Raw genomic sequence first — 17,273 nt, 5'->3', positions numbered from 1 at the left:
TGGGACAATGCGGTTGAGAAAGCATAAGTTTTTAGCATGGAACTGGGGAGTAGCCGTCACTCTGGCCATGGGGTTAGGGGCAAGCTTTCTGGGTGGCTGGATCCTTGACCGCATCAACGAGCAGCAGGCTCAAGCAGCGATTAAAAAGGCGACTGAAGACGCCGCAGAGTTGGTTTTAATGCGTCTCAATCTTTACCAATACGGTTTGCGAGGCGCTCGTGGAGCGGTGCTCACAGCAGGCGAATATGACATTAGCCGTGAAGTGTTTCGCCGATATCACAGAACCCGTGATCTCGCTTTCGAGTTTCCCGGCGCTAGTGCCTTTGGTTTTATCAGGCGTGTACCAGAGCGCGATGAAAACGAGTTTCTCAAGCACGCTCAAGCTGACGGCGCAGCGGATTTCTCCATTCATAAATTCTCAGCGCATTCAGGCGAGCGCTACGTTATTCAATATGTCGAACCGGCTGAAGATAACCAGGCCGCCATTGGCTTGGACATAGCGTCAGAGATGTCGCGGCGAGAGGCTGCACAATCCTCGATACAAAGCGGTTCGGCACGGATCACTGGGCCCATCACGCTAATACAGCCCATAGGAAAACCGCAGCAGTCTTTCCTGGTATTGATGCCCATCTTTCGCGGCGGAGTGACTCCTGTGACCGCCGCTGAACGCGAGGCCGCAGCTTTTGGCTGGAGCTATGTCGTTTTGCGGACAGAGGAGGTGCTCAGAGGCCTGCGCATAGAAAACGACACGATGCATGTGCGATTAAGGGATATCACCGTCCCAGGGCAAGAAAAGCTGTTTTATGAAAGCACCGGCGATTCGGCTCGCCGTGAAACATTGATGACCCATCAGATGGAGCGCGAGGTATACGGGAGGCGTTGGCAAATCGAACTCGACGCAAATTCGCTGTTCATCCAGGGCCTGCATCAGGTCTCGCCAAAAGTTGTCCTGTTTTTCGGTGGTTTTCTCACGCTTCTTCTTGCGACCTTGGTGAGTGTCGTGAGTGTCAGCCGCCATCGTCGTCGAGAGATAATTGCCGAGCAGGCAAGGCTGGCTTCCATCGTTGAAAGTTCGGCAGATGGCATTATCGGAACAACACTCGATGGCATCATCACAAACTGGAACAAAGGAGCCGAACGTCTTTTTGGTTACACCGCCGATGAAGCGGTGGGACAGACACTCGCCAATTTGATTGTTCCGGCAGAACTTGTAACAGAGGAAGCTCTTATCCTTGCGCAGATCAGGGCGGGTGAGCGTATCGGCAGTTTTGATACGCAACGCCATCACAAATACAGGCGACTGATCGATGTCTCCGTCAGCATCTCACCCATTTATGGCGAGGGTGGTCGCGTTATCGGTGCGTCCAATACATTGAGGGATATCTCGGCGAAAAAAGTGGCAGAGGCCCGAATTCTTGAACTCAACTCCAACCTCGAAGCGCAGGTTGCGCAACGGACATTCGAGTTACTGCATCTCAATCTGTTGTTGGACACGGTGCTGCGCTCGGCCACTGAGGTTTCGATCATTGCGACGGATCTCAATGGCGTTATCCGTGTGTTCAACAAAGGCGCCGAGAATTTGTTGGGTTATGACGCCGATGAGTTACTAGGCAAAGACACCCCAGCGCTCTTCCATGTCCCAGAGGAAGTCGCTGCACGTGGCGTTGAGCTGAGCGAGGAGTACGCTCAGACTATCGACGGTTTCCGTGTGTTTATCCATAAACCTGAGCTTGAAGGCGCGGAAACCCGAGAGTGGACTTACACACGCAAGGACGGCTCGCGGTTTCCTGTCACGCTAGTGGTCACCTCCATGCGCGATGCCTATGGGGCATTGAACGGTTACCTGGGTATTGCGGTAGACATCACCGAACGTAAAGCTGCAGAAAAAGAACTGGCTGCGAGCCTGAAGACGACACTGGAACAACGTAGCGAACTAATGGCGGTGCACGATCAATTGCTGATGGCTGCTGAAGTAGCCGAATTGGGCGTCTGGTCTTGGACGTTGGCGGACAATAGCTTGCAGTGGAATGACCGTATGTTCGAGTTCTACGGGCAGCCACTGACGTTGCGCAATACCGGTCTGAGCTATATGCACTGGTACTCACGTGTTCACCCTGAGGATGTCGTGGCAGCGGCTGCAAAGCTGAATGCCGCCGTCGAGGGGACTGATGTGTATGACACAATTTTTCGTGTCGTTCGCCCGGACGGTCAGATCCGCTTTATACAGGCCGGCGCGCAGATTGAACGCAGCCCGAACGGTGCGGCATTGTGTGTGACCGGGATCAATCGGGACATCACTGTCCAAAGCGAGCTAGAATCGCATCTGCTTTACGCCAAGGAGCAGGCCGATGCCGGGAGTGCGGCCAAGTCTGCTTTCCTGGCTAACATGAGTCATGAAATACGCACACCGATGAACGCCGTGTTGGGTATGTTGCAGCTGGTGCAGAACACTGACCTGAATGGTCGCCAACTCGACTATGTGAGCAAAGCGCAGAACGCTGCGAAATCACTGCTGGGCTTGCTCAATGACATCCTCGATTACTCCAAGATCGAGGCAGGCAAGTTGCAACTCGATGTGCACCCGTTCGAGTTCGAACCGCTCATGCGTGACCTCGCCGTAGTGCTGGCAGGTAACCAGGGTGAGAAGGAGGTTGAGGTCATGTTCGACCTTGACTCCAATTTACCCAACAACCTGATCGGCGATAGCCTGCGACTGCAACAGGTACTGATCAACCTGGCGGGTAATGCCCTCAAGTTCACCCAGGAAGGCCAGGTCGTGGTTAGCGTTGAACAACTGATGCGCACGGAAAATGCTGTGAGTTTGCGCATCGCCGTTTCTGATACCGGCATCGGTATCAGCCAGGAACAGCTTCAGCGCATTTTTGAAGGCTTCACTCAAGCCGAGGCTTCAACTTCCCGCCGCTTTGGTGGCACAGGTCTGGGCCTGGTGATCTGCAAGCGGTTGGTCACCATGATGGGTGGCGAACTTCAAGTGGAGAGCCAGCAAGGTGTCGGGAGTCGTTTCTGGTTCGATGTAACTCTGGATGTAGCGCCGACGTCACTGCTGAAATCCGTATGTACTGTAGTCGATGTGTCCTTACGGATTCTGGTCGTTGACGACAACGCCACGGCGGGTGAATTGCTGTTGCGAACCGTTCATGCATTGGGGTGGAAGGCTGACCGCGTGAGTGGTGGAACGCAAGCGGTGGAATGGGTGAAGAAAGCCCAGGCGCTAGGTGAAGCCTACGACGTGGTGCTGATGGACTGGCGGATGTCCGATATGGATGGGCTGAGCGCTGCGCAATTGATCCATCTGCAGGGTAACGGTGTGCCACCTCCGATGATCATTATGATCACTGCTTACGGCCGCGAAATATTGGCCGACGCGCACCAGGCGGGAGACGCTCCCTTCGTAGGTTTTCTCACCAAACCAGTCACTCCAAAGCAGCTAACCGATGCTGTTCAGCGAGCACTCAAGGGCCAAGACCTGCTGCATTCCCCCATTCCCCGCTCAACGGTTGAGAGACCAGCGCGTCTGTCCGGGTTACGGCTACTGGTGGTGGAAGACAACATGCTCAATCGCCAGGTCGCCGATGAGTTACTGACTAGGGAAGGTGCTCAGGTAACGCTGGCCGAAGGCGGGCTGGAAGGTGTGGGCAAGGTGATGAATGAGGGTGTGCCCTTCGATGTTGTGTTAATGGATATCCAGATGCCGGACATTGATGGCTTGGAGGCGACTCGTCGTATTCGATCGAATCCGCGCTTTGCAGCTTTGCCGATTGTGGCGATGACCGCAAATGCCTCCAATACCGACCGTGCAGCCTGTCTTGCTGCTGGGATGAATGAACATGTCGGCAAACCTATAGACCTAGAGCAACTCATCGTAACGCTGCTCATTCAAACGGGCCGTGAGGATAGCCGGGCATCTTTAACCTTGGGGCAAGTCAATACCGGAGAAGGCGTTATAGAGTCTCGTGCATCAACTATTGACCGCTTTGGTGGTGACCTCGATTTGATCCGTAACGTGCTGCGTACCTTTGGCCCTGAGATGGAAAAACAGCTTGTCCAGTTGCGCGATCAGATACAGCGGCAAGATGCATCGGGGGCCGCGTTTGTACTCCATACCATTAAAGGTAGCAGCGGTACTATGGGCGCCAAGGCATTGTCGCTGCTGGCAGGCGACCTCGAGCACAAACTGAAATCTGCCGATTCTGAGTGTGTAGCAAGTCTTTTGGCCGACCCGGTATGGTTTGACGGGTTGAGTAGGTTACTGCAACAAAGCCTTGAGCAAATGACTGCCGATTTTGATCAGAGCCCGCGTGCAAAAAACAGTGCTGACGAAGATCCCATGGAGCCGGCGCAATGGAGAGAGTCCCTAGAGGAGATTTTGCTATTGCTGGAAACGGGTAACCTTCAAGCCATAGAACTGGCAGACGTATTGGCGTCAAAAATGCCGCAATCCTTGCGCCCACAGTTCGACGAACTTGTTGTCAGGGTGCAATCGCTAGACTTTTCCGCTGCGATGCCGATTGGTCGTGACCTGTTGAGATACGCCTGATGGAACAATCGATGGAAACCTGGTTACCGCATTCCTTTAACCGTCCCAAACTCCTTATTGTTGACGACCAACCGACTAATATCAGGGTACTTCATGAGCTATTTCGTGAGGACTGTGATGTATTCATGGCCACCAGCGGTGAGCAGGCAATCAGCGTATGCCAGGCCCAACTGCCCGATTTGATTCTGCTGGACGTGGTCATGGAGGGCATGGACGGGCATGAAGTATGCCGTCGACTCAAGGTTGATCCTGTGACCCAAGGCATCCCTATCATCTTCATCACCGCACAGCAGCAGGAGTCAGATGAGGTGCTAGGTCTGGAACTTGGTGCGGTGGACTTCATCACCAAACCCATCAACACCATCATTGTCAGAGCACGGGTACGAACACATCTAACCCTGAAACTACAGAGCGATCTGCTGCGTTCCATGGCATTGATGGATGGTCTTACTGGAGTGGCCAATCGACGCAAATTTAATGAGGACATATTGGCTGATTGGCGTCTGTGCTTTCGAGAGCAAAAGCCGCTGTCGCTCATTTTGGTGGATGTCGACTATTTCAAACGCTACAACGACCGGTACGGACACCAGGCTGGAGACGACTGCTTGAAATCCGTTGCCCAAACGTTATCTGAAACGGTTAGACGGCCCTACGACCTGGTCGCTCGGTATGGGGGCGAAGAGTTCGCCTGCGTTCTGCCCAATACAGTTCTTTCTGGTGCGGTCGAGATTGCAGAAAGAATGCAAGAGCGTGTTCGGACATTGGGCATCGAACATTCTGCTTCTGATGTAGATAGTGTGGTGACTATTTCTCTAGGCGTCGCAACATTGACTCCCACTAGAGATCTTGATTTCCAGGCTTTGATAGAAGCTGCGGACAAGCAACTCTACGAAGCGAAGAGCGCGGGCAGGGCGCGAGTATGTTCATCTGCAATGTCGTCCAGTTAAGAGTTTCTCCAGTTAGACGCGAGTTGAAGCTTAATTTGAGTGCCGACGGTTGAGCCTGTAACGAGTAAAGACGTGCTTTTACAGTGGAAGGCTATGAGTTCTCAATAGGTATTTACCAAACGCACCTGAGCCCAGCAGTGCAGCCATTTCTTTCACCAGGCGAAGGGCAATCCGCAGACCGCACGGGTTTTGACCGGGAGTTCACCATTCTTCAAAGCGACTCCCCAACATCCAGTTTGACGAGCAGTTTCTGGCCACGATCCCATAGCGCTTGCTGCTTCGATTCAGTCATACGATCGAGGTTTTTGTAGGCCATGCCCATGCGATGATTGCTGCGTAAAAGGTCGCCGTGACGCATTAGAAAATGCCAGTAAAGCGAATTGAATGGGCAGGCGTCGTCCGTCGTGCTTTCACTGACTTTGTACGCGCAATTACGGCAGTAGTCGGACATGCGCTTTATATATTGGCCACTGGCGCAGTAAGGCTTGGAGCCGAAGTAACCACCATCGGCATGCATGACCATGCCCAATGTATTGGGTAGCTCGACCCAGTCGAATGCGTCCATGTAGATCGCCAGGTACCAGTCGCAAATCTGGCTCGGTGCGATGCCCGCCAGCAACGCAAAGTTGCCGGTCACCATCAACCGTTGGATATGGTGAGCATAGGCATGTTTCAAACTTTGGCCGATCGCCTGGCCCATACAGTTCATCCTGGTGTCGCCTGTCCAATAGAACGCTGGAAGCGGCCTGCTGTTGCCAAACAGATTGCCGCCGGCGTAGTCGGGCATTTTCAGCCAGTACACGCCGCGTACATATTCACGCCAGCCAATGAGTTGACGGATAAAGCCTTCGGCGGCGTTTAATGGAATTCTGTGCGACCAATACGCCGCCTCGACGTCGCTGCACAATTGACGCAGATCCAGGAGGCCAATATTCAGCGCAGCGCTGATCCGCGCATGGAACAGGAAAGGTTCATCACTGGCCATCGCATCCTGGTAGTCGCCGAAGGCTGCCAACCCCCAGTCGAGGAAGTAGTCCCACAGCGCTTGGGCATCGGCGTGAGTCACCGGGTAGTCAAAGGTGTCGAGGGCGCCGTAGTGGCTGGAAAAGTTTTTTGCGACCAGCGCCAGCACGTCCTGGGTGATTGCATCGGCCGAAAAACGGAGGCGGGAGGGGGCTCTAACGCCTTTAGGCAGTGCCTTGCGATTTTCGGCATCAAAGTTCCAGGCGCCGCCGACCGGGCTGCCATCGCCGTTGAGCAACAAGCCACTCTTGCGTCGCATCTCGCGGTAGAAGAACTCCATGCGCAGCTGCTTTTTGCCTTCGGCCCAGGACGCAAACTCGAGTCGGGTGCAGAGAAAACGGCTATCGGTATGCCACTGGATCGCCAAGCCGCAATCTTTGAGCGACTGCTTCAGGCGCCAGTCACCGCATTCTGTCAGGTGCAACTCATCCGGCTGTAGCAGCGACTGCCAGCGCCGCAACTCGCCCGGCACCGAGCCGCTATTTTGCGGATCATCGAGCGTGACGTATTGCACGCGGATGCCACGCTGCTGCAACGCCTCAGCAAAATGACGCATCGCACTGAAGATCAGTGCGATTTTTTGCGGGTGATGGGGCACATGACTGGCTTCCTCCATCACTTCGACCAGTAAAACCGTATCGCGCTCGTTGTCCAGCCCCTTCAATGATGCCAGGTCAAAAGACAACTGGTCGCCCAAGACCAGGCACAGTCGGTGAGTCTTATTCATTCGACAGCGTCCAACGGAAGGTGACTCACCAAGGCGTAGTCAGCGAGAACGGAATGCGTAACGACCCAATTGGCCCTTCACGTGAACCGCACATCTCGTCATGGACGCACTGCTGCACAAGCACGCAGGGGAATGGCGGGACAAACTGCAACAACTCCCGCAGGTGATTGATGGAGCGAAGGCGCATAGGCTTTGCTTCGTCGTCCAGCAGTGTGAACTGGCCTTGATCCAGCCCGACTCGCGCCAGATAAAAACCGCCTTCCAGAGACAGCAGCTCCAACTCTCGTACTTCGCCATTCGCGGCCTGTTCAGTCAACGCTTGCAGATTCAAGGTTCACTCCCTGCCTACCACGGTAGGCGTTCTCCGTTATAAGCAAAGAAATTGCCGCTGTCGGCAGGCGCCAAGCGGTCAATCAGTGATAACAATTCGCGGGCAGCGAGGCTTGCGGGCCTGGCGGCAGAAGCGCCTTTGAAGGGCTGGGACAGGCCCGAAATGACCGTACCTGGATGAAGACTCAGCAAGCGGGTCTGAGGGCGTGCTCGTGCTAGTTCAATCGCAGCCGTTTTAATCAGCATGTTCAACGCTGCCTTGGAGGCGCGATAGGCATACCAGCCGCCCAGACGGTTATCGCCAATACTGCCGACCTTGGCGGAGAGCACTGCCATCGCACCACGAGGGTCAAGCAAGGGCAGGAAGTGGCGCAAAACCAGTGCAGGCCCGAGTGTGTTGACTTGGAATATCGCCTGAAGCGCATCCGCTTCAATGGAGGTGTAACTTTTTTCAGGCTTGATGCCTTCGCGATGAAGCATGTTGGCGCTGATTGAAAACTGACCCACCCTGCCGGTTGAAAATTGACCCAGGGCGGATTGCTGATTTTTGCATCAGCAACTGTGGATAAGCTTAGCAGCAGTGTCCTGCTGACATAGGCACTAAGCCCCACCGCATACAGGCATGCGGCAGGGTATTCCCGGTGTTGATCAAAACGGTTCATCGTCCTCTGTACCGTCATCGTCCTTGCGCTTTCGCTCACGTGATTTGATCTTTGTCTGGTCGACCAAGCTGCTGTGTTGCAGGCGGTAGGACTCGTTGCCCGTTTCGACAATGTGGCAGTGGTGTGTCAGCCGATCCAGCAACGCAGTGGTCATCTTGGCGTCACCGAACACACTCGACCATTCCGAGAAGCTGAGGTTGGTGGTGATAATCACGCTGGTGTGCTCGTATAGCTTGGACAGCAGGTGAAATAACAGGGCACCACCGCTCTGACTGAAGGACAAATACCCCAGCTCATCGAGTATCACCAGGTCTGTGCGAAGCAGTCCTTGAGCGATTCGGCCTGCCTTAGCCTCGTATTTTTCGCGCTCCAGCAAATTGACCAGATCCACCGTGGAGTAGAAGCGCACGCGTTTGTTATGCGTCGTGATCCCGGACACGGCCAAGGCGGTGGCCAGGTGTGTTTTGCCTGTTCCAGGCCCGCCGATGAACACGACATTCTGCGCGGTATCGGTGAACTCCAGGCTGGACAGATCCCTGACCAAGCGGGCGTCTGCGTTGGAAGCGCTGAAGTCGAAGCCTGCCAAATCACGATGCATGGGGAGTTTGGCCATGTTCATCTGATGATTCACAGAGCGTACGGCGCGATCTGCATGTTCCTGTTGAAGCAGATGTTCGAGCAGCCATTTCGACGACGCCGTCGAAGCTTCTCCTTGGGACGCCAGACTCTTCCCAGGCGCTGGCCATGCCATGCAGCCGCAGTTCTTTGAGTTCCGCCATAAGATCACGCATTGCGAGTCTCCTCGTCGGTGGTACGGAGCCGGTCGTAGCGCGCCGTATTGGCGACAGGCGCGACCTTGAGTTGAAGGCTGGTTTCGGCAGATGGAGGGGCTGCTGTCGATGTCAGTCGAGCCAGGACATTCAGGATGTGATCAGCGCTCAAGCTGCCTGATTCAAGTACCAACTCCACAGCCACCAACACGGCATCGAGCCCGGCGATGGGAACTGCCGCCAGTACCTGCGTCATGACTCGATCACCATTGGTGTGACGTCTCAGACCGCGCTTGAGAAGCAGCAACGGCTTCGGCAGATCGGCAAACGGAGCGCCATTGCGCAGCGCTCCGGGCTTGCGTTCGATGAGTGGGATGTAATGCTGCCAGTCAAAACTGACCTGGTCTCGATCAAAGAGGCGCTCGTGACTGGCAATCATCGTTTCATCGGCGATGACCACTACCCGAGTGGGATACAGGCGGCTGCTGACCCACTGACCGACCCGTTCACAAGGCACCGAGTAGCGATTTCGCGTCACGCTGATCAGACAGGTGCTGGAGACCCGCACAGTGCGTTCGACATAGCCGTCAAAGGCCGTGGGCATTGGCATCATTTCCACCCGTTCCAGTTCCAGGACGTCCGCCACCGTCAGACCGTTGTACTGTGGGTGCAGCAACTCGTTCCAGAGCGCACGACAGCGTTGTCCAAGCCAGACATTTAGTTCTTCGAAGGTGTGGAACATGCAATCTTGAGCATCGAGCCAAATACGTCGCCGGCTGTCCTGGACGTTCTTTTCGACGATGCCTTTCTCCCAGCCCGAGGCCACGTTGCAGAAATCCGGATCAAACAAATAGTGCGCGCACATCACGGCAAATCGAGCATTGACCGTGCGGCCCTTACCCTTGTTGACCTTGTCGACAGCGGTCTTCATGTTGTCGTAGATGCCGCGACGAGGCACCCCACCTAACGCTCCAAACGAGCGGGTATGGGCATCGAACAACATCTCGTGGCCTTGGCTGGGATACGCAACCAACCAAAATGCGCGACTGGCGCACAGCTTCATGTGGGAGACCTGGATGCGTCGAAACAGGCCGCCGATCAGCAGGCCTTCTTCGCTCCAGTCGAACTGAAAGGCCTCGCCGAGTGCGAACGTCAACGGTACAAAGGCCCGTAAGGATTTGCCTTGCTCACCGCGCCACGAACGTATGAAGGCGGTGAGTTGGCTGTAGCCGCCGTCGTAACCCTCGGCCTTGATCTGCTCGAAGAGCGCTTTGGCGCTCCTGCGATTGTGCTTTGCCCGAAACGAATCGGCCTTGAGCGCTTGCTCCAGCGTCTGGTGAAACGGACTGAGTTTGTTGGAGGCTGCGCACCGCAGGTACGCCGGTTGAGTGGCTTCGGGTGCTCTGACCCATTTTCGGATGGTGTTTCTCGACAGCCCGGTACGCTTGGCTATCTGATGCAGCGACAGCTTGTCGCGAAAATACATGCGCCGAATTTTGCCCATCATTTCCATGCTGATCACCCTGTGTTCTCCTGCTCAAAAATTGAGCAGAAGCAGTTGAACACCTGGGTCAGTTTTCAGTCGGCAGAACAGCCTTTACTGGGTCAGTTTTCGGTCAGCGGCAACAGATCTGAATGACTGCGCGCAAGAACAACTTGTGCGCGGCAGTCCTTGGCTGGCCGCTTCGACGGAGCAGTTGGCGATGAAGATTAAGCGCTTTGGCCAGCGGCAGTAGGCCAGACAATCTCAGCGCTATCCCAAGCAGGAGCAGGGAAGGGCGCGCGCAGGCAAAAGGGTTAATGCTCGCAGGGTCAAGACGGACGCCTTGCGGGCAGCTAGATTTCGGACAGCTGATCTCGGATAAAAATTTGCTGCATGTAAGTCTAATAAGGGAATTTTTACTAAACTACTTAACCCAGAAGTGGCTGACGCGGAGCAATGCCAAGGCAAGATATCGTCTAAACTGAATTCGTGTGAGCGATCCAGAGATTCAGCGCACGGGCTAAATAGTATGTTTAGCTCAACTAAATAGTCATTTAGTTGAGCTAAAAAAGCTTACTGGAAATAACCCCTGTAAAGAGTAGGGCAGCTTGCTAAATGCTAACCTCACCACGCCACGCAAAGAAACGTCGGTAGGCATTTTCGGCATTTGATTTTCGCACAAGTTTGATTACGTCATCCATTCCCATCGTCCTTGCGCTATGGTGCATACCTGTTTCTCGCAACCAGAACAGACTCGCTTTACGGAACCCTGACTCAGGCGAGACTTCATATCCGCTTTCGGTAAGCCGATCAATGACAACCTGACATACAGTTCTGAATAACAGTCTCGCGTGAGCGGAACTTATCGAACCCTTCCCACGAATCTTCCCGAACAACAATGTGTGATCACGTTCCAGTGGAAGGGATTTTCGGCCAAGATTTTCACGATAACGATTCACGTACTTAGCTACAAACTCGGGGTGGATTTTCCACGCCCGATTGCCCGGGAAATGATCCTCCACTAAATCGTAAGTTCCATCGCGCATAAGCCCCAGCGCACTGAACGTTAGTTTGCCCCCTAAGCTGTCGATCTCAGATGGCTGCATCCTAAGATAATAAATTGACGCCATCATGAGTAGCGTACGTTCATTTTCGATATCTTCATCCGCCATGTCACTGAGCGTCAACATCAAGACCGCAAACTCTTCGTCATTAAAAACATTCGCACCTGTGTGAATGGGAAGATTTAAAGCGTAGAAGCCGGCAGCGTGTAGCCTTCGCGCAGGATTGACTGCTATAAGTTCACTGTAGTGCAGATGCAGAAAAAAAGTCGCAATCACAGACCACTGTTTAGCGAGTGCGCCTCTACCAGCTATGTACGTTAAGCGAGTACCGTCTTCCCCAATAGACGTCTGGTCATAGCTAAACGGACGCCAGGCGGGGTTAATTCCTATTAGCTGTTTCGTGTTCCCGAGAGTGAATCGCCGACATGACTTATCTGCCACCCAGGCGTCCGGGGGAGATGTGCAAAAACTCATAAATGCTTGAAGGTCGCCTTCATTCAAATCGGTTATGGGTTTTTTGGCCTCCAAAATGCTCCAGAGCAAAAGACGCTCGATATACCTTCGGTAGTTCGAATAGCGGGTAGGTTCGGCATGTTTAATCAAATACTGCTTCACCAGCATGTAGCTTTTTATCGGCAGACTGCTGGCTGGGCAAATGTTTAGAAAACGCTGAATTACAGGCAGCTCATCATCAAGGGTGTCTGGGTCTAGCCGTGAAAATTCTTCCAGCGGTTCAAAGCAAGGGAGGGGCATTGATTCCATGGCTTTTTCTACCAGTTGTCATTGAGGATTATTAGCGATTTTTCAAACCCAGCTTTTTAAGCGAGTAGGAGCGCTTGTTTTCATAGCTGCTGTAGTAGATGTCCTGAGTAGTAGACAAATTGTTGTGACGTAGATCCATCTGCAAGTCCTTAGGGTCTCGCCAAGGGGCATCAAGTGTCGCAGCCGTATGCCTAAGCCAGTGTGTGGAGGCCAGTCGCAGAGCCTCAATCTCGCCAAGTTGGCGATCTTCGTTCACCATTTCATTAATTGCCTGGTCGAACAGCTTCTGGATGATCGAATGAACCATTCGAGTGGATAACCCTGGACGACCATTCAAGGTCGCAATCAGAGGGGTCTGTTCATTAGGTATTGGCAGTTCAGGCAGCCCCATGAAGCGTCGGTAGCGCTTTAGGTAACGATCAATGTATTCCGGCCTTACAGCTACCTTGGCGGCTTTGTCACCCTTACCAATGAGGTAGAACCACCAGTTGCCTTCATGATCTGTCTTGAAGGAGCCCATTGTGGGCTGCCAATTCACCCGACCACAGAGATCTGAAACGCGTAGGTACATCGAGAACAACGTCGCGGCGATGAACAGGGTGCGTTCATGGTGTTCAGGAGCAGTTGCTGCCATTTTTTCAGCGGTGGTCAGTACGAAGTCCCATTGAAGAGGCGTGAGGGCGCGTCCGGTTTGCTCCATTGAGCGCGACGCTTTGAAGCGCGATTTCTGTTTGATGGCTCTGAAGGGATTCGTCGACGTCAGGCCCTCATCAAGGCCGTATTCGTACAAGCTGCTGCAAACCGAGAAAACCTGGGAAATGCTCCCTCGTGATGGTTGGTATGGAACGCCAGTAACTGGGCGGTCAAGATCAGCCGCATTACTCATGTGCTTCGATGTTTTCACCGAGAATGGATGCCAACGTGGATTTGGGCACAGCTCTGCATCTTTGTTGGATGCCACGATCAGAAACCTACTGCGTGTCACGGGGCCGAGCCAACCTATGGGTGGAGCCATGCAGAACTCCAAGAAGGCTTCAGCGTCTGCGCGACGCAGCTCCATCAGGGGCTTCTTTCTGATTAACAATGCCCAAAGCAGCAGGCGCTCGGCATGGGTGCGATATGAAACGAATGTCGCCTCGACGTTGGAGTAGGAACGCAGAAAACCACGGACGGCTTCGAAACCATCCAAGGGTTTGAGATGTGCATCAAAATTCGCCAAATAGTTCATTACCAGCGGTAGGCACGGGTCGGGTTCATCGCTAGTGTGATTGACGAATTCTTTATAGGTGTTAAACAGCGGATACGGGGCCGGCATCTTGTTATCCTTTACGGGAGACTGCATTGCAGACTTCCGATTCTGGGAGTTATCGGAAGTAGGAGGCGTATCCTTCCGTTTGTTCGAGGCGAGCGTGTCCGTCTGCTTGGATGAATCGTTCATCTCATAGCCCTAACCATTTGATCGATGGCATGTAGGTTATACATGGCAAACATGTCATTGCAAGTTTTATCTTTCAAAGATTGACTGATGATCAAACAACTAAATACTAATTAGTTATATATTGACAGTTTTGACCGAGCCCTGGCGGAGAAACGCCGACTGCACGGCCACAAGCCCCGAACTGTGCGGGTTCCGTGCTCAAACTACCCAGCTGTTGAGGGGCGCAAATAGCCCTTTATATAGGGGGGGTTAGTCTTCACTATAACCATAACCTAAGGGGCCACTTTTAAAAGATTCAGCCATTTTTAAAAGTGTTATAGCTGCACCATCCTAATAATACGGACTGCACGGCAGCAACCGCCATAATTAGTGGGCCTGACCAGTTTTAAAGGTTTCGATCATTTTTAAAAGCTTTTTAAATGAGGGGGGCATCTTGAACAACCAGTTGTCAGCCCATAAGAAATACTCTTGTAATCCAGAACTATTAGTGATTTTATAATGAAGCTTCTTCGAAGCTTCAGTCTGGAATACACCTTTAGATACGCTCCTTCCGTCTATATAGCGTTCTCCCTGCTTGAATCTCTCTGAGCTGACATATCGGTCGCTCGCTCCAATGTTTATCCACGCAACGCACGCCGGTGTTGCACGCCCTCAACCAAGATTAGCCTTCATCGCGCAGGCGAAGTTTAGACTACCTAGGCGTATTCATTGGGCTACAGACGGGGTCATTTTTAAAGGTTTCAGCCAGTTTTAAAAGATGTCGTGCATTCGGGCTCTTTATTGCACTGGGGCAACATGCTCGAAATGGGCGTTTACTAGGACGCGTGGAAGCATTTCTACGCGGCATACGGCATCCCGAACTAACAAAAAGTAGTCATACCATGTGTTAGGGCCTATTCCGCCAGATTAAAAAGCACTGAAATGGCGTTCTCCGAGAGTGAGGAATGTTCGCAGAGGCACGGCCTACAAGGCTTTCGAAATAAAATGGGTGGCGCCACTTAAGGCGCCATCTTTAAGGGGGGGCCACAACTACCAGAGCCCCATAGGTTCATATCTGTCGGTTCGCATAATGTATATTATGTTAAATATAGTGTTATGTTAGGTATGTTCATGAGGCTCATAAGGTACTGATTCGACAAACCCGCTTCTGACGTCCACTCTGTCAACGGGCCATGTACTTCGTGTTAATGATCTGATTCGCTACTATTGATGTTATTTTGACTCCCCTAAATTTTCGCGCCTTTTACGAACTCGGAACACACTCATGGATGAAAGCCTTCTCTGGCTGAACAGGTTGCTCAAGTCCTCGGCAGAACAACAGCTCGATAAAGACATGACTAAGTTGGATTTCCAGCAACTGCTGCTTTATTGGGTCGCCGTCCAGATTGTCGACGGGCGCAGAGCTGACTACGACGATGATCCAGCACAACGGCTCATGGACTACTGTCAGCGAGACGATAATCTTTCCTCACGTCACCGCGCCGTTCACCAACCGTTGAATTACCTGATAAACATCACGTTGGATCACTTGGATAGTGATGAGCGCCTAGCCCTGTTCGACGCACTGTTCTACCGGGTTGCGGCGCAGTTGGGTGTCGACCGTCGGCATGCTGAAATCAGCGCAGCATTTGCCAATGGCTTGGCGCGCAATGACGGCTTGATAGAGCTGCAGGCATACAGCGGTGAGCCCTTTATTGTGCATCGTCAGCTAGACAGGGACAGGAACAAGCCGCTCTACCGATACACACCGGAAAGAAAAACATTCCAGGACTTAACCTGTCTCAGACTTGTGGTACATCAAATTGAAAGCGAGTCTCTCAACGACCAACCAAATGAGTTCGTTAACGAATGCCTGACGTTGCTGGACCTTCCCGCTGGTGAAATAGCCCCACTCGATAAGCTGTACAAACGGCTGCAATCGGGAGCGTTGACCGGGCGCACTTTGTTCATGTTCAAGCACACGCCTGGTGCGGAATTGGCTGTACTTAACGAACTCCGGCAAAAGCTACATGCTGACGATTTATTCGAGGCTGCGTTTGAATTCACCAGCTACAACGCCAAAGGCAAACCTACGCCCATGCGCGCCTGGCTGCTGACCGTCGAAAAATTTCACGGCAGAAAGACACTTTATATCGACACCCGCAACCTGCTGCTGAATCTTCCCGGTATCAGCGGGGAGCAACTTGCCTGGTTTGCCTGTGCGGTGTGCGAGTTGTGGGCTTCACCGACGAAATTTCGCATTGGGCAGTTTCCCCAGGAGCGCCTGGGCATGCTGCAGGGGCTTTTCGGCAAATACTTCCACAACGGTTACCGCGACGTTGACGGTATTTGCGCGGTTCATGACTCGCGAACGGTACTGGAAAAACCCTTCAGCAAGCAGCATGTACCTGCAGGAGCGTCTATCGAGAATGCCTTTTCGCTGCTGGACAAGCATCAATTAGTGGAAGCGCTGGACAAGGCCGGCCAAAATCCCTTGTGCGCTTATATCATTGGGGATAACGGCGCAGGCAAAAGCTTGTTGCTAGCAGCCTTGGCAAACCATCTGCTGGAATACAGAACGCCTTGTGCGGTGATTGTCAGCGTTGCAGCAGATCGTTTCCCGCGCAAGGGTGTAAAGGATCTCTACAGTTATATGGGTAATAAAAGCACGCAAAGCCATTCAGCCCAGGCCATTGAGAAAAAACTGCTCCAGTTTCTGAAAAAGGCGTTCGCCCTTCCCGACCGTGCCCGGTTATTCGAAGACATGCTCGAATTACTTAGCCTCAAGGGCCGAATCTATCTGGCCCCCATTGAGCTTTTCGGTCAGTTGCCACCGGCGGACGCTGAGTTCGAACGCGTTCGCCCCCTGGCACAGGCCTTGAACGAAGCGGTACCAATTGAAGGCATGACGCTTGCGCTGTCGCGCAAGGGCTATTTGCACATGGCTCGGTTCAACGATTTGAGCTCCGGCGAGCAACAGGTGCTGTTGCTTCTGGGCAAAGTAATGGCAAGCGCTGGCCCCGGAAAGGTTCTACTCATCGACGAGCCGGAAATCAGCCTGCATGTTCGCTGGCAACAATTACTGCCCAGCTGTTTCAGCCTGGTTGCACGCGCCCTGCAAACGCGGTTCGTCATCGCCACCCACTCACCCACGCTGATCGCCAACGCGCAAGACAACATCAGCGAGTGCTTTCTGGCAAAAAAACAACAGCTTTTCCCGGTACCTCCTGAAGAACGTCACTCGGTGGAAACTATTTTGCTGGAAGGGTTCGAGACCTATACGCCGCACAATCGTGAAATCGCCGAACGTTGTGCAGCCCTAGTAGCCAAGGCCATTCGGGAAATCAACCTCAGCGAAGAAAGCTACGACGATCCGCAACAAAAACTCCAGGCCGAGTTGGACGAATTGGACGAGATCATGTCGAGCTCGGGTAACCCCCAGGACCCGCGATATGTGCACGACCAGCAACTGATCGAGCGCGCCCGAGAGGCGATTGCAGAGACGTTCAAATTCGCGCAGAGGGTGTGAA

8 protein-coding genes and 2 pseudogenes are annotated in these 17,273 nt (G+C 53.2%); 3 read left to right on the top strand and 7 right to left on the bottom strand.

Features of this window, described 5'->3' with window-relative positions:
* The first annotated feature begins 7 nt into the window (after positions 1–7).
* Both Q1W70_RS23290 and Q1W70_RS23285 read left to right on the top strand, forming a co-directional pair.
* On the top strand, positions 8–4,558 hold the full coding sequence (locus tag Q1W70_RS23290) for a PAS domain-containing hybrid sensor histidine kinase/response regulator (protein WP_302098043.1): 4,551 nt from the start codon (positions 8–10) through the stop codon (positions 4,556–4,558).
* Positions 4,559–4,569: 11 nt separating this feature from the next.
* Positions 4,570–5,505 carry a diguanylate cyclase gene (locus Q1W70_RS23285; RefSeq protein WP_302098042.1) on the top strand — a complete coding sequence of 312 codons (936 nt, stop codon included), beginning with the start codon at positions 4,570–4,572 and terminating at the stop codon, positions 5,503–5,505.
* Positions 5,506–5,716: 211 nt separating this feature from the next.
* Here Q1W70_RS23285 and Q1W70_RS23280 read toward each other — a convergent pair whose 3' ends face one another.
* The 7 genes and pseudogenes from Q1W70_RS23280 to Q1W70_RS23250 form a co-directional block, all read right to left on the bottom strand.
* Positions 5,717–7,255 (bottom strand): cryptochrome/photolyase family protein, encoded by a 1,539-nt coding sequence (locus Q1W70_RS23280; protein ID WP_302098041.1) that lies wholly within the window; start codon positions 7,253–7,255, stop codon positions 5,717–5,719.
* Between the two features lie 25 nt (positions 7,256–7,280).
* Positions 7,281–7,586 (bottom strand): DUF6482 family protein, encoded by a 306-nt coding sequence (locus Q1W70_RS23275; RefSeq protein ID WP_302098040.1) that lies wholly within the window; start codon positions 7,584–7,586, stop codon positions 7,281–7,283.
* A gap of 14 nt (positions 7,587–7,600) precedes the next feature.
* A pseudogene (locus Q1W70_RS23270) lies at positions 7,601–8,074 on the bottom strand (SDR family oxidoreductase); the annotation flags it as partial.
* A 159-nt stretch (positions 8,075–8,233) separates the two neighbouring features.
* Positions 8,234–9,038: pseudogene (gene istB / locus Q1W70_RS23265) on the bottom strand (IS21-like element helper ATPase IstB).
* On the bottom strand, positions 9,031–10,530 hold the full coding sequence (istA, locus tag Q1W70_RS23260) for an IS21 family transposase (protein WP_182344632.1): 1,500 nt from the start codon (positions 10,528–10,530) through the stop codon (positions 9,031–9,033). Before istA ends, istB begins: the two are co-directional and overlap by 8 nt.
* A 581-nt stretch (positions 10,531–11,111) precedes the next feature.
* Positions 11,112–12,326, bottom strand: a complete 1,215-nt coding sequence (locus tag Q1W70_RS23255) for a hypothetical protein (protein ID WP_302098039.1) — start codon at positions 12,324–12,326, stop codon at positions 11,112–11,114.
* Between the two features lie 31 nt (positions 12,327–12,357).
* Positions 12,358–13,641, bottom strand: coding sequence for a tyrosine-type recombinase/integrase (locus Q1W70_RS23250; RefSeq protein ID WP_302098038.1), 1,284 nt, complete (start codon positions 13,639–13,641; stop codon positions 12,358–12,360).
* Between the two features lie 1,387 nt (positions 13,642–15,028).
* Between Q1W70_RS23250 and Q1W70_RS23245 the strand changes: the two genes are divergently transcribed.
* Positions 15,029–17,272 (top strand): AAA family ATPase, encoded by a 2,244-nt coding sequence (locus tag Q1W70_RS23245; protein WP_166589611.1) that lies wholly within the window; start codon positions 15,029–15,031, stop codon positions 17,270–17,272.
* Position 17,273 lies beyond the last annotated feature (1 nt).

The sequence above is a fragment of the Pseudomonas kielensis genome (genome assembly GCF_030505375.1).
Classification (GTDB): domain Bacteria; phylum Pseudomonadota; class Gammaproteobacteria; order Pseudomonadales; family Pseudomonadaceae; genus Aquipseudomonas; species Aquipseudomonas kielensis.
Note: the sequence above shows the minus strand (reverse complement) of the source record. Positions and strands in the feature narration are given on the sequence as shown.

Bases quoted from the DNA above. Each gene is read 5' to 3' on its own strand.
- Q1W70_RS23290 (WP_302098043.1), top strand. From the start codon at position 8: ATGCGGTTGAGAAAGCATAAGTTTTTAGCATGGAACTGGGGAGTAGCC.
- Q1W70_RS23285 (WP_302098042.1), top strand. From the start codon at position 4,570: ATGGAAACCTGGTTACCGCATTCCTTTAACCGTCCCAAACTCCTTATT.
- Q1W70_RS23280 (WP_302098041.1), bottom strand. From the start codon at position 7,255: ATGAATAAGACTCACCGACTGTGCCTGGTCTTGGGCGACCAGTTGTCT.
- istA (WP_182344632.1), bottom strand. From the start codon at position 10,530: ATGGAAATGATGGGCAAAATTCGGCGCATGTATTTTCGCGACAAGCTG.
- Q1W70_RS23255 (WP_302098039.1), bottom strand. From the start codon at position 12,326: ATGGAATCAATGCCCCTCCCTTGCTTTGAACCGCTGGAAGAATTTTCA.
- Q1W70_RS23250 (WP_302098038.1), bottom strand. From the start codon at position 13,641: ATGCCGGCCCCGTATCCGCTGTTTAACACCTATAAAGAATTCGTCAAT.
- Q1W70_RS23245 (WP_166589611.1), top strand. From the start codon at position 15,029: ATGGATGAAAGCCTTCTCTGGCTGAACAGGTTGCTCAAGTCCTCGGCA.